The organism is Actinocorallia aurantiaca (assembly GCF_039533685.1).
Classification (GTDB): domain Bacteria; phylum Actinomycetota; class Actinomycetes; order Streptosporangiales; family Streptosporangiaceae; genus Actinocorallia; species Actinocorallia aurantiaca.
This window is the reverse complement of sequence record NZ_BAAATZ010000029.1, coordinates 183975-197730: the sequence shown is the minus strand read 5'-3', so window position 1 is coordinate 197730 and position 13756 is coordinate 183975. Positions and strand designations below refer to the sequence as shown.

The 13756-nt window shown below is 70.2% G+C and carries 13 protein-coding genes; 11 read left to right on the top strand and 2 right to left on the bottom strand.

The features are described from left to right. Position 1: 1 nt before the first annotated feature. A complete protein-coding gene (locus ABD327_RS28830; protein WP_344454880.1) occupies positions 2-847 on the bottom strand; it encodes an SDR family NAD(P)-dependent oxidoreductase in 846 nt (281 codons plus the stop codon). 103 nt (positions 848-950) lie between these two features. Here ABD327_RS28830 and ABD327_RS28825 point away from each other — a divergent pair, with 103 nt between their 5' ends. From ABD327_RS28825 to ABD327_RS28775, 11 genes are all read left to right on the top strand, one after another. Continuing rightward, positions 951-1709, top strand: a complete 759-nt coding sequence (locus ABD327_RS28825) for an SDR family NAD(P)-dependent oxidoreductase (protein ID WP_344454879.1) — start codon at positions 951-953, stop codon at positions 1707-1709. A gap of 33 nt (positions 1710-1742) precedes the next feature. Beyond that, positions 1743-2549, top strand: a complete 807-nt coding sequence (locus ABD327_RS28820; RefSeq protein ID WP_344454878.1) for an SDR family oxidoreductase — start codon at positions 1743-1745, stop codon at positions 2547-2549. 169 nt (positions 2550-2718) lie between these two features. Further along, a complete protein-coding gene (locus ABD327_RS28815; protein ID WP_344454877.1) occupies positions 2719-3447 on the top strand; it encodes an MlaE family ABC transporter permease in 729 nt (242 codons plus the stop codon). After that, complete coding sequence (locus ABD327_RS28810; RefSeq protein ID WP_344454876.1) at positions 3447-4310, top strand: ABC transporter permease; 864 nt, start codon at positions 3447-3449, stop codon at positions 4308-4310. Before ABD327_RS28815 ends, ABD327_RS28810 begins: the two co-directional genes overlap by 1 nt. Continuing rightward, positions 4307-5362 (top strand): MlaD family protein, encoded by a 1056-nt coding sequence (locus ABD327_RS28805; protein WP_344454873.1) that lies wholly within the window; start codon positions 4307-4309, stop codon positions 5360-5362. The genes ABD327_RS28810 and ABD327_RS28805 overlap by 4 nt, the downstream gene beginning before the upstream one ends. 1 nt (position 5363) lies before the next feature. Beyond that, entirely contained in the window at positions 5364-6425 is a 1062-nt protein-coding gene (locus ABD327_RS28800) for an MlaD family protein (protein WP_344454871.1), read from the top strand. Continuing rightward, positions 6425-7450 (top strand): MlaD family protein, encoded by a 1026-nt coding sequence (locus ABD327_RS28795; RefSeq protein ID WP_344454869.1) that lies wholly within the window; start codon positions 6425-6427, stop codon positions 7448-7450. The genes ABD327_RS28800 and ABD327_RS28795 overlap by 1 nt, the downstream gene beginning before the upstream one ends. Continuing rightward, the gene (locus tag ABD327_RS28790; protein ID WP_344454866.1) at positions 7447-8493 is read left to right on the top strand and encodes an MCE family protein; all 1047 of its coding nucleotides are present in this window, start codon (positions 7447-7449) and stop codon (positions 8491-8493) included. Before ABD327_RS28795 ends, ABD327_RS28790 begins: the two co-directional genes overlap by 4 nt. Beyond that, the gene (locus ABD327_RS28785; RefSeq protein WP_344454863.1) at positions 8490-9470 is read left to right on the top strand and encodes an MCE family protein; all 981 of its coding nucleotides are present in this window, start codon (positions 8490-8492) and stop codon (positions 9468-9470) included. Before ABD327_RS28790 ends, ABD327_RS28785 begins: the two co-directional genes overlap by 4 nt. A 7-nt stretch (positions 9471-9477) precedes the next feature. Continuing rightward, positions 9478-10776 carry an MCE family protein gene (locus ABD327_RS28780; RefSeq protein ID WP_344454861.1) on the top strand — a complete coding sequence of 433 codons (1299 nt, stop codon included), beginning with the start codon at positions 9478-9480 and terminating at the stop codon, positions 10774-10776. Positions 10777-10793: 17 nt separating this feature from the next. After that, positions 10794-11525, top strand: coding sequence for a hypothetical protein (locus ABD327_RS28775; RefSeq protein WP_344454859.1), 732 nt, complete (start codon positions 10794-10796; stop codon positions 11523-11525). Positions 11526-11656: 131 nt separating this feature from the next. On the opposite strand, the gene ABD327_RS28770 is transcribed toward ABD327_RS28775, so the two are convergent. Beyond that, on the bottom strand, positions 11657-13756 hold a 2100-nt coding region (locus ABD327_RS28770), incomplete at its 5' end, for a hypothetical protein (RefSeq protein ID WP_344454857.1).

Genomic DNA, 13756 nt, shown 5'->3' with positions numbered 1-13756 from the left:
GTCATCCTCGCCATTCGAAGTCGGGCATGTTCGGCAGTCTTCCCGCGATGAGGGCCTCGGCCTGCTCGGGGAGCCCCTCGGTGTACGCGGGATGGGTGAGGACGAGGAACCTGCCGGTCCGGACGGCGTCCACCACCTGCTCGGCGACCTCCTCCGGCGGGATTCCGTTCTCCACCGTCGCCCTGATCATCTCGTTCATGAAGGCCGCGTCGTCACCCGGCCCGCTGCGCAGGGCGTCGGGCCTGACGCGTTCGGACTCGTGGATGCGGGTGGTCACCCCGCCGGGGCACAGCGCCGAGACCCTGATCTTCGCGTTCTCCATGGCGAGTTCCTGGGCGAGGCTGAGCGTCGCGGCGAAGGCGGCCCACTTCGAGACGGTGTAGGGGGCCGAGCCGGGGCCGACGAAGAGCCCGGCGACGGAGCAGGTGTTGACGATGTGGCCCGCCTCCCCCTGCTCGAGCATGCGGGGTACGAACGCCCGCGCGCCGTGCAGGATGCCCCAGAGGTTCACCCGCAGCGCCCACTCGAAGTCGGCGGCGGGCCTCGTCCACACCCGGCCGCCCATGAAGACGCCCGCGTTGTTGCAGAGCAGGTGCACCGCGCCGAGTCCGGCGAACGCGTGGTCGGCGAACGCGACGACCTCCCGCTCCTCCCCCACGTCGGTGACGCGGGAGACGACCCGGACCCCGCGGGCCGCGGCCAGCCCGGCGGTCTCGGCCAGCGCCTCGGGCTGCACGTCGGCCAGGGCCAGGTCCATGCCCTCGTCCGCCAGCCGCAGGGCCAGCGCCCGGCCGATGCCGCTTCCGGCACCGGTGACCGCGGCCGTCCGGCCGCGCAGTTCCTCCATGGCCCTCTCCTGCCTACCGGTTTTTCGAAATCTTTTAGAGAATCCTCTGGAACGGTAGTGTGAGCGACCCCACATCATCAAGTATCAAGTATAAGGAATTGCCTTGGGATCGAGAGACGACAACCCCTCGACCGGCGTGATCGTCACCGGCGCGGCGTCCGGGATCGGCGCCGCCTGCGCCCGGGTCCTGGCCGCGGCTGGGCGTCCGGTCGCGCTGTGGGACCTGTCCGACGCCGGCGGCCTCGCCGCGGAACTCGCGGCCGAGACCTCGGCCGCCACCGTCGCCGTGCGGGTCGACGTGTCCGACGCGGCCGCGTTCCCCGAGGCGATCGAACGCAGCCGCGCGGCGCTCGGCACGATCGGCGGGCTCGTCCACGCCGCAGGAGTCTCCGCCCCCGCGGCCCTCGGCGACCTGGACGAGGCGTCCTGGGACTCGGTGCAGGACGTCAACCTCCGCGCCCACGCCCTGCTGGTGCAGGCGCTGCTGCCCGACCTGCGCGCCAATCCCGGATCCGCGGTCGTCGGCATCTCCTCGATCGAGGCGTTCGTCGGGCAGATGTTCATCCCCGCCTACTGCGCGTCCAAGGCGGGGCTCCTCGGGCTCACCCGCGCGCTCGCCCACCAGCTCGCCTTCGACGGCATCCGGGTGAACGCGGTGTGCCCGGGATACATCGACACCCCGTTCCTGGGCGTCGCGCCGGAGGAGATGCGCGCGGAGTTCGCCGCCAAGTCCCCGTTCGGCCGGATGGGCGGCCCCGAGGAGGTCGCCGGGGCGGTGCGCTTCCTGCTGAGCGGCGAGGCCTCGTTCATCACCGGCACCCACCTGACCGTCGACGGCGGCGCCACCGCCGTCGACCGCTGAACCACCCCTCACCCCAAGGAAAGAAGGCAGGAAATGGGTTCACTGAAGGAAACCTCCGCGCTGGTCACCGGCGGCGGCAGCGGCATCGGCCTGGGCTGCGCGGCCCGGCTGCTGGCCGACGGCGCCGCCGTCACGATCTGCGGGCGCAGCGAGGAGCGGCTGCGGGGCGCGGTCGAACGGCTCGGCGGTGAAGCCGACTACGTCGTCGCCGACATCACGAACGAGGAGCAGATCTCCGCGGCCGTCGACCACGCGGCGAAGCGGGGCACGCTGCGCTCCATCGTCGCCAACGCGGGCGGGTCCACCTCGATCGGGCCGATCGGCTCGATCGACACCGAGGCGTGGCGGGCGACGATGGACCTGAACGCCACCGGGACGATGCTGACGATCAAGCACGGCTCCCGGGCCCTGGTCGAGGCCGGCGGCGGCGCGATCGTGGTGGTCTCCTCGATCGCCGCCTCCAACACCCACCGCTGGTTCGGCGCGTACGGGGTCTCCAAGGCGGCCGTGGACCACCTGGTCCAGCTGGCCGCCGACGAGCTGGGCACCTTCGGCGTCCGGGTCAACGGCATCCGGCCCGGCGTCGTGCGCACCGAGCTGGTCGCCGGGATCGCCGACACCGGGCCGATCCTGGAGGACTACCTGTCCTGCATGCCGCTGGCCCGGGTGGGCGAGCCGGAGGACATCGCCGAGGCGGTGCGCTTCCTGGCCGGTCCCGAGTCCTCCTGGATCACCGGCCAGATCCTCAACGTGGACGGCGGCCACCACCTGCGCCGCGGCCCCGACTACTCCTCCATGTTCGAGTCCATGTTCGGTGAGGGAGATCTCTTCCGTAAGTGAAAGGGGCTTGCTGACGGGGTGTGACGCGGGCTACGGTGGCCGAAGTCGGCAATATTGTTGATTATATACATTATCTTTTGCTCCCCCACCCCTCGGGAGAAAGAGCCGATCCATGACCACCTTCCAACCAACCGCACGGCTTCACCAGGGACTTCTGTCCCTCGGTGAGATGTTCGCGGTCGGGCTCGAGGGACTGCGCCGCTCCTGGGACATCCGGACCTGGTTCTGGGAGTTCGTGGAGCAGTGCGTCTTCCTCGCCCGGGTCACCACCCTCCCCGTCATCCTCGTGGCCCTGCCGCTGGGCGCCACCGTGGCCCTCCAGGTCGGCGACCTGGCCGGGCAGCTCGGCGCCCAGTCGGCCACGGGAGGCGCGGTCATCGTCGGGCTGGTCCGCGAGGTCGCGCCCATCGCCGCCGCGCTCATCATCGCCGGGGCCGGCGGCTCCGCCATCACCTCCGACATGGGCGCGCGCAACATCCGCGACGAGCTGTCGGCCATGGAGGTGATGGGGGTCAACCCCGTCCACCGCCTGGTCACCCCGCGCATGTGGGCGGCGAGCGTGGTGTCCACCATGCTGGCCTCGCTCGTCATCATGTCGGGGGCCGTCGGCGGGTTCGTCTTCAACGTCCTGCTCCAGGGCGTCACCCCGGGCGCCTACGTCGACGGGGCGATGGGGCTGCTGCGGGTGTCCGACCTGTTCGTCACCCTGTTCAAGGCCTGGCTGTTCGGCATGATCTCCGCGCTGGTCGCCTGCCACAAGGGCATGAACTGCGAGCTGAGCCCGGTGGGGGTGGGGCGGGCGGTCAACCAGTCGACGGTCCTGGCCTTCATGCTGGTCTTCGCCTTCAACTACATCATCACCACCATCTACTTCCTCGCCTACCCCCCGGTGACCTGATGTACATCCACCTGCCGCGCAAGGCGGTCACCGGCGTCACCAGGTTCTCCACCGGCGCCGTGAACCGGGCGGCCGACCTGGCGACATGGCCGCTCTTCCTGCTGAAGGTGGTCTTCTACTCGATCCGCGACATCGTGTTCCGGTTCAAGTACGCCAAGACCGTCGCCCTCCAGGTCAGCGACATCGTCATCGGCGTCGGCGCCACGGTCATCGGCGGCGGCATGGTGTTCGTCATCTTCATCATGTCGCTGTTCCTGGGCACCGAGGTGGGGCTCCAGGTCTACACGGGGCTCCAGGTCATCGGCGCCGAGTCGTTCATGGGCCTGGTCGGCGCGTTCGTCAACGTCCGCGAGATCACCCCCGTGATCGCGGCGGTGGCCCTGGCCGCCCAGTGCGGCTCGGCCTTCACCGCGGAGCTCGGCGCGATGCGCATCGCCGAGGAGATCGACGCCCTCGAGGTGATGGGCATCAACTCGTTCGTCTACCTCGTGTGCACCCGCGTCGTCGCGGCTCTCGTGGCGCTCGTGCCGCTCTACCTGATCGCGCTGTTCGCCAGCTTCTTCGCCACCCGGTTCATCAGCACCCAGTTCTTCAGCCTGGCTCCGGGCGTCTACGACTACTACTTCTACCTGTACCTGCCCATGGAGGACCTCATCTTCAGCACCGTGAAGGTGGCGATCTTCGCCTTCGCGGTCATCACGATCCACTGCTACCACGGCTACTACGCCAGCGGCGGCCCGGTCGGGGTCGGCCGGGCGGCCGGCAGCGCGATCCGGATGTCGATCGTGACGATCGTGACGCTGAACCTGCTGCTGTCCTACGTGTTCTGGGGTCAGGGCGGATCGGTGAGGCTCGCCGGATGAACCTGGACCAGCTGTCGAAAGGACCACGGCTCCTCGTCACCGCGGCCACCGCCGCCGTCCTGGCCGTCTCGCTCCACCTCGTGGTGGCCAAGCCGTTCGAGGAGAAGGGCATCGCGCTGTCCGCCCACGTCGGCAACGCGAGCCAGGGGCTGAACTCCACCTCGCCCGTCAAGCTGCGCGGCGTCACGGTCGGCCGGGTCGAGAGGATCGAACTGGCCGGGACGAGCGGCGCGAAGCTGACGCTGCGCCTGGACCCGGGAGTCAGGGTGCCCGACTCGGCGACGGCCGCGGTGGAGCCCGAGTCGGTCTTCGGGCCCAAGTTCGTCAACCTGATCCCCGGCGAGCACGAGGGCACCGGGCCGTACCTGGCCGACGGGCAGGACATCGTCCGCACCTCCGAGAGCGGGGACCTCGGCCACCTGCTCGTGGACGCCGAGAAGGCCCTCGCGGCCGTCGACCCCGCGGACGTCGCGATCATCTTCGACACGCTCAGCACGGCGCTCGCCGGGCAGGGCGACCACGTGCGCGGCCTGGTCGACAACGCCGGGACCCTGGTGGACGTCGCCCACGACCACCGGCAGGACGCCCGGAGGTTCATCGAGGACCTGGCCAGGCTGGCGCGGCTGCGCGGGGTGGGCGAGGACGTCGGGACGCTCGTCGCCGCGGGCGACGACACCCTGAGGACCCTGAACTCCGGCGAGGACCGGGTGAAGAACCTCGCGATCGGGGTCGCCGAGGCCGGGGACACGGTCGAGAGCGGCTTCACCGGGTACGGCGGCGGGCTGACGCAGGGCGTGCGCTCCGCCGAGCGGGCCGTCTCCCTGATCCGCGGGCAGCTCGGGATCGCGGGCCCCTCCCTCAGAACGATCATCGATCTGATGCCGATCTACCGGGCTCTGGGCTTCGCGCCCATCGGCGAGAAGAAGCGCATGCTCGCGGTGAACATCGTGCTGCCCAGCGATCCCTGCCAGATGTTCCTCGGTGTCTGCCCCATGGGGGACGTCTCCGACACCTCCCGGAAGAAGACGAAGAAGAAGAGAGGGGGGAGCTGAGATGCGGGACTCCTCCGACGCCCGGCGCCGCGGCCGCCGCTCCGCGCTCCTCCAGCTCGTCGCGTTCCTGGCGCTCACCGGAGCCCTCACCTACGTCATCGCCTCGCAGATCGCCAGGCTGGACTTCAACGAGACCTACGAGGTGACCGCCGTCTTCGACGACGTGAGCGGGCTGGTCGAGGGCGACAAGGTGAAGATCGCCGGCGCGCCCGTCGGGCAGGTCGGCTCGATCAGGGTCGAGGACGGCAGGGCGAAGGTCGAACTCAAGATCTACGCCGAGCACCGGCTGCCCGCCGACAGCCAGGCCGCCATCCGCTGGCGCGACGCGATCAGCCAGCGCGTGGTCTACCTGGTCCCCGGAACGAGCGCCGAGCGGCTGCGCGACGGCGACCGCATCGAGCGCACCCGCTCCGTCGTGGACATCGGCGACCTGGTCAACCGGCTGGAGCCGCTCACCCGCAACCTCGACTCCGGCCGGGTCAACGAGATCCTCATGTCCGTCTACCTGGCGCTGGACGGCAACGAGGACGACATCGCCCAGCTGCTGACCAACGTCGACAAGCTCTCCTCCACCCTCGCGGACCGCAGGGAGACGCTCCAGAAGATGCTGGACGACTACTCCACCGTCACCGGCATCATCGCCAAACGCGACAAGCAGATCATCAAGGCCTCCGACGACCTCGTCACCCTCTCCCAGGCGTTCGTCGACAACCGCGAACTCGTCGACGACGCCCTCAAGGAGCTGTCGGCCATGCTGCGCACCACCGACCGCGTCATGGGCGACAACGCCGACGACCTCACCTCGGTCGTCGACCGGCTCGCCGAGGTCATGGGCGGAACGGAGCGCAACCTCGGCCCGCTCCTGGAGACCATCACCGTGATGGGCCCGAAGCTCCAGCGGCTGTACGACACCTTCAACGACGGCCAGTACGTCACCGGCACCGCCCCCTGCGTCACCCTCTCCCCCGGGCCGTGCCCCTTCGATCCGAAACTCGTCGGCTCGACGGAGCATCCCGCCGAGTCCCCCAAGGCCCTGCGGAAGCTCATCCTGGGAGGAGAGTGATGGCGCTCAAGTCCTTCCGCGACCGCGATCCGATCGTGCTCGGCCTGGTCTCCACGCTGGTCATCGGGCTGCTGCTGCTCGCGGTCTTCCTCACCGGAAGCCTCGGCCTGCTGCAGAGCCGCTACACCATGACCGGGGTGTTCGCCGACACCGGCGGGCTGCACTCGGGAAACGACGTGAAGGTCGCCGGGATCAAGGTCGGCGAGGTGACCGCGGTGGAGCCCGACTTCTCCCGGGGCACTGTCCTCATCACCTGGAAGGTGGACTCCGAGGTCGCCCTCGGCCCGCAGACCCGGGCGGAGATCAGGACCTCCAACATCCTGGGCGGCCGGTACCTGCGGCTGGCCGGCCCGGTCTCCGAGCCGCACATGTCCGGCCTCTCCGAGGAGCGGCGCCGGATCCCGCTGGACCGCACCCAGACGCCGACCACGGTGAACGACCTGCTGGCGTCCGGCACCAAGGGCCTGGCCGACCTCGACACCGAGCTCATCTCCGAGGTCATCGACCAGGTCACCGGGATCTCCCCGAAGACCCGCGAGCGGCTCGTCGGCTCCCTGCGCAACCTCACCGACCTGGCGGACGGTCTCGAGGAGTCCGGACCGCAGCTCAAGCGGCTTGTCTCCGACGGAGACCGCCTGCTGAAGCTGGCCAAGTCCAAGGACACCCAGCTGGCCGCGCTGGCGCGCAACATCCAGAAGCTGCTGGACGAGCTGCGCGACCGCCAGGCCGAGCTGTCGGTGCTGCTGGGCAGCGGCGACTCGGCGGTCACCCGGATCAGCAAGCTGATCAGCCGCGAGCAGGCCGACCTCATCGAGCTCATCGACGACCTGGAGGGCGTGGTCGGCGAGCTGAGCCCGCAGATCGGCGACCTCAACACCCTGCTCGCCTGGATGGGACCGACGCTGACCACCTTCAACGCCAGCAACAGCCACGGCCCCTGGGTGGACGCCATCGGAACGCAGCTCGGCCTCCTGTCGGCCGAGGACATCCGCAAGCTCGCCGACAGCATGGGAGGAGGACGGTGACGGCACCACGCAAACTCCTCACGGCGGCCATGAGCGGCTCGCTGATGCTCGGCCTGGGCGGCTGCGGAGTCCTGGAAGAGGGCGGCGCCTACCCGGTGGTCGTCTACTTCGAGAAGACGCCCGCGCTCTACGAGAAGTCGCGCGTCAAGGTGATCGGCGCGAACGTCGGCGTCGTCGAGGACCTCCGGGTGGAGAACGACCGGGTCCGCGTGAAGCTGAGAGTCGACTCCGACGTTCCCCTCCCCGCCGGGGTCAAGGCGACGATCGCCGCCGAGAGCGCCATCGGCGAGCGCAGCGTCATCCTCTTCCCCCCGTGGAGGCCGGGAGACGAACGGGCGAAGCCCGGCACGGTCATCCCGGTCGAGCGGACCGAGCCCGCCGTGGAGATCGACGAGGCGCTGTCGGCCTTCACCACGCTCGCCGAGTCGGTGGACCCGAAGAAGGTCGAACAGCTCGTCGGGAGCGGGGCCGAACTGCTGGAGGGCCGGGGCGACTCGATCAACGGGGCGCTGTCGACGACCGCCGAGCTCGCCGGCGACCTCGCGGCGCAGGACGAGCAGATCGTCTCCGTCGCCGAGGGGCTGCGCGACCTGTCGTCCTCGCTCAACCGCAGGGAGGACAAGCTGCGCACGCTGATCGACTCGGTCGCCGAGGTGGGCGGGCAGCTCGCCGACGAGCGGACCAGGCTGAAGAACTTCCTCGTCGGCCTCGAGACCCTCGTCCGCAAGGGCGAGGTCGTCATCACCGCCTACCGGGAGAAGCTGCCCGCCACCCTGGCGCAGTCCTCGACGCTGGTGCTGACGCTGAAGTCCAACAGCGCCTCGATCTCCGAGACGATCACCGGGCTGGCGCGGTTCACCGACCTCGCCGTCAACACCTGGGACAGGAAGAACGACGTCGCCGCGATCCGGGTCCACCTCAACGCGACGATGCGGATCTGGCTGCAGCCCATCTTCGACCTCATGGGCTGGGGCGAGGTCCCGTGCCTCGACAAGCCGCTCGGCAACTGCGTCGACAAGACGGTGAAGAGAGGCGGCTCGTGAGAAGGCTGCTCGTCCTGGCCGTCGCGCTCTCCACCAGCGCGTGCTCCATCCAGCTGATCGGCGCCCCCCGGGGGGACCTCACCCTGTACGCGGTGTTCGACGACGTGCAGAACCTCGTCACCGGGCACTCGGTGCAGATCTCCGACGTCCCGGTCGGCTCGGTGACCGGGATCCGGCTGCAGGGCTACAGGGTGAAGGTGACGATGTCGCTCGTCGACGGGACGCGGGTCCCCGCCGGCACCACCGCCACCGTCGCCAAGGTCTCGCTGCTGGGAGAGAACTACGTGCGGCTCGAGCCGCCGAAGGAGGTCTCGGGGTTCCTGGCGAGCGAGGCGACGATCACCGTGACCGACGTGCAGCCGGGCCTGGAGCAGGTCACCGAGCGGGTCGCTCCGGTCATCGCCGCGCTCGGCGGGCAGGACCTCGGGGACATCGTCACCGGGCTGTCCACCGGGCTCGAGGGGCAGGGGCCGAAACTCCACGAGATCATCGAGAAGGCCACCGAGATCTCCGACAGCTACGCCGCGGCCAACCGGGACCTCGCGGACGTCATCGACGGCATGGGCCGGCTCGGCCGGTCGCTGGCCGCGAGCGGGCAGTCCCTGGACCGGCTTCCCGGCACTCTGATCGAGACCACCGCCCGGGTCCGCAAGGACCGCAGGGAGCTCAAGCAGGCGGTGAAGGAGCTGACCGAGATGGCCGAGGCGGTGAACGCGAAGGTGGGAACCCGGCACGGCGCCCGGCTGCGCACGCTGCTGCTGCGGCTCGACGCCGTCCTCGGCCGGATGATCAAGGGCAAGGACCAGCTCAAGGCCTTCACCACCGGCCTGCTCACCGGATTCGCCAAGGCCCCGTCGATGACCAACGAGGGCCAGGCCCTCATCCACGTGTGGCTTAACGGCTTCCTCCCCACCGGCTCCGCCCCGAAGAAACCGGACTTCGCCGACACGCTCGAAGAGCTCATGGGACCGAGGTGAGGCGCGGATGAGGCCACGGATCCTGCTCAACCTCGGCGTCTTCGCCGCGATCGCCGTCATCATGCTCGTCTGGGCCGGAACCTCCCTCCTGCCGATCCGGATCGGCGAGGAGACCTTCCGGGTGCGGATCGAGTTCTCCTCCCTGCCCGGCCTGCGCGAGGACCTGGAGGTCGACTACCTCGGCGTCAAGATCGGCCGGGTCGACCGGGTCGCGCTGAAGACCGGACGGGTGGACGTGACGGTCGAACTCGACGACGGCGTCGACGTGCCGGGCAACGCGACGGCCCAGGTGCTGCGCAAGTCCGCGGTCGGTGAACCGTACGTGGAGTTCACGCCCCCGACGGGCCCGAGGGGCACCCCTCTGAAGGACGGGGACGTCGTCCCGCTGGCGAACACCAAGGTCGCCGTCGAATACCAGCGCCTGTTCGAAAGCGCCGGGAAGCTGCTGAACTCGGTGAAGCCGGAGGACATCAAGATCCTCACCGGCGAGCTGGCGACCGGCCTGGAAGGGCAGGGGAACAACCTGCGCGACACCCTCGCCGACCTCGACCGGCTCACCGGGACGCTCGCGGACAACTCCGGGGTGCTCGACGCGCTCGCCGTCCAGCTCACCCAGCTGACGCACACCCTGTCCGGGTCGCGGACCGAGCTGGCGTCGGGCCTCAACGACCTGGCCGCGTTCACCGGGACGCTCAGTGGCTCCCGTGCCGAGCTCGACAGCCTGCTGGACCGCTCGCCCGGCTTCCTGGAGCAGGTGAACGGGCTGCTGAACGAGTCCAAGCCCGGGATGCGCTGCCTGCTCACCGCGCTGGAGACCCCCGGCGCGCCGCTGTTCACCGACGCGAACGCCAAAGAACTGAAGCGCGCGCTCACGAATATCCACAAGGACTTCCCCGTGGTCTCCGACCACATCCTCATCAAGCGGCCCGAGGGGATGTACGCGAAGGTCAAGCTGCTGATCACCCTGGCCGGGCCGACGACCAACGCCCAGGAGTACTCGCAGGAGCTCGCCGACCCGCACGTCCCGCCGGTCTACTACTGCAAGACGGGCACCGACCGGCGTACGGAGCACCGGTCCCCCGAGGCGGCCGAGGCGGCCGAGACCGCCGGCACCGCCCGGCAGGAGGGCGGCGTCCCTTCCGGCCGGGATCCGCAGCCGTTCACCACGATCGCCCCCAGGGCCGCCGGATCCCCCGACGAGGGGAAGGGCGACTGGCTGACCCTGCTTCCCATCCTTTTCGGCGGCCTCGTGCTGTTCGGCGTCGCCGCCCACACCGTCCGCCGTTTCCGCAGCACGTCTCGATGACAACCCGGGAGACCAAGATGACGACGAAGGCCGAAGACGTCGACGAGGACGTCACCGGAGAACCCGTCGAAGACGCCGAGAAGACTCCTGGCTCGGAGCCGGAGGCCGTCGAGGAGAAGGCGCCCGAAGAGACACCCGAGACGCCCGAGACGCCTGTGGAGAAATCCGGCCGGGACACCGTGGCGGTGCGGATCCCGGTCGGCGGGATCCTCCTCGTCGCCGCCGTCGTCCTGGTCCTCATCGCCTCGGTGACCACGGCGGTCCTGCAGTGGCGGGAGGCGGACCGGCTCGGGGACGCCGCGCACACCGAGCAGCTCGTCCGGACCAGGTCCGCGGAGTTCAGCCAGGCGCTGCTCGCCTACCGCTACACCGAGCTGGACGGCGCCCGCGAACGCATCGGCTCGCTGTCGTCGGCGGAGTTCGGGCAGAGCTACCAGACGGCCTTCGACGGCCTCGCCGAGGTCATCAGGAAGTACGAGGCCAATGCCAAGGCCACGGTGCGGGACGTCTACGTCAACGAGGTCGACGGGCAGCGCGCCAGGACCCTCGTCGTGCTCGACACCGAGGTGAGCAGCACCGCCGGGGTGCGGCGGGTGCTCGGCACGAAGCTCATGCTGGAGCTGATCCTGGAGAAGGGCGTCTGGAAGGTCGACTCGATGGCCACGCTCGCGGCCGACGACGAGAGCCTCACCAAGCCCGACGGCACCACCGAGAAGCCCGACGCGGAGCCGGAGACGAAGACGCCCTGACAACGGAAAAGGCTCCCGGATGACCGGGAGCCTTTTTCAGGGGCGAGGAGAGCGAGACGGGTAGATCACATTTTTTGGAAAAAAATTAGAAGGAACCCGTCTCATGGCCTCGCCTGCGAGCACCGTAGCACTCAGGCGGGGATCAAGTCCGCCAAATTGGTCAGGTCGAACACCTGTGAGCCTTCGGGGAGCTCTTCGGGCCGCTCCATGCCGACGAACGTCACGGGAGCGTCCGGAAGGTCGCCCTCGCCGAGGAACGAGACCGTTCCCGCCTTCGCCGCCCACAGGTCCGTCAGATGCCGGACGCGCAGGAACTCCCGGTCCACGAACGTGCGGACCAGGGGCGTCGCCGTCACACCGGTCGTCTCCACCTGGTTGAATCGGGCCGCGCCCCGCAGGAAGAGGTGCAGCCACTTGGCCCGCCACCTCCCGTCCTCACCGCGCAGGAACACCAGCGGCAGCGCCCCCCGGCCCGCCCCTCGCAGGTCGGACTTCATCCGCACCGTCGCCGGTTCGAACGGCGCCCCCGCCTGCTCGGCGTCGAGCGTCATGAAGCCGAAGAACGACTCGGCGACCTCGTGGAAGCCCTCCCCGTCGTAGATGAGCACCTGCGGGACGACGACGCGGTGCTCCAGCCTCCCGAGGTCCAGGTTGATGAACTCGCTGGCCCCCTCCGGGGCGGAGGTGATGTCGCCGGAGTGCTCTCCGCCGAACCCGGTCAGCTGCGTCCACGACAGATGGGAGGCGCCCGTGTAGTCCTCGTCGAGCAGGAGCGCCGACAGGTCGAAGTCGGTCCTCTCCTCACGCTCCCGCCAGTGGATGAAGAAGCGCAGCAGCCCGCCCTCCACCGGCGACACCGAACCACGCGGCAGCACCCCGAACCCGGACGGGGACGACTTGCCCGACAGGGGCAGCGCCACCTGCCACACGTCCCGGTCGACCACCAGGTGCCCGACCTCGGGCAGCCGCCGCGTCACCTCGGCGTCCAGGAGGGCGCACAGCCGCCCCGCCAGGTCGGCGTCGAGCGGCTCCCGCCGGTCGTCCGCGACCCACGCCCTGCCGTGCCGGTTGACGAACACCCGGCTCCCGCCCCGGGACTCGACCCGGTTCACCAGGTGCTCCCGCATGGACAGCAGCACCCGTCCCGACACCCGCTCCACCGCGGACCCGGCGGCCTCCAGCACCACGCGCCGCTCCTCCTCCGAGGACGCCGAGCGCGCCAGCCAGTCCAGCGACCGGAACAGAACACCCGGAGCGGCCGTCAGCAGCCTCGCCGCGCCCGGCACGTCCTCCGCCGCCATGGCCGCCTGCACCCGCGCGGAGAACGACCGCACCCGCTCCTCCCCGCGCGCGACGGCGAACACCCGGGCCGCGTGCGGCCAGCGCGGATACTCGTGCGGGTGGAGCCGCTCCCCCAGCCGCTTCCACTGCTCCCGGTAGGGCGGGACGTCCCCGAGCTTCGCGGGCGACGCGGCCACGACCCCGTCCAGCGCGGCCAGCAGCGCCCTTCGCTCCCGGCGGGCCAGCGAGCGGAACCGCGCCGGTTCCGGCTCCTCCTCCCCTTCCACGGCCGAGAGGGCCCACGCCAGCCGGAGCACGTCGGTGACGGTGTCGACCAGCAGTTCCCGTCCCGCGGCCAGCCTCACCCGGTTGATGACCGCACGGTTCTCCCGTACCGGGACCGCCTCGGGCTGCGGCCCGTCCGCGCAGTGCCCGGCGAGCCTCCGCAGCGCGTCGAGGTCGTCCTCGCCGAGCGGCGCCCGGCCGCCCGCGAGCGCCAGATACAGCCTCGACGCCTCATCGTCGACCGTCCCGCCGAGGTGCAGCACCGTGACCCTGTCCCCCGCCGAGGGGATCAGCTCGTCGTGGGCGGCGAGCATCTCCTCGTAGGTGTGCAGGTAACGCCCGTAGGACGGCAGCGCCAGCAAGTTGAGGCTGCCCCCGGCGGTGAGCCCGTCGAGCCCGCCCGCCTCGATGACGGCGGGGTCGAGCAGCGCCTCCGCCAGGCACCGCGCCCAGAAATCCACCGTGTCCGGCACTCCCGCCGGAAAGTCCTTGAAGTAGGTGTTGTGCCGGACGTGGTCCCCCACCTCCCGCCGCACGACCCCCAGCGTCCGGACCGCGAAGTCGACGACGGTCCCCTCGTCCAGCCCGGCCAGGTGCTCCATCGCCTCCCGGGACAGCTTGAACCCGGCGGACATGAGCACCGCGTCGAACTGCCGCACGACGAC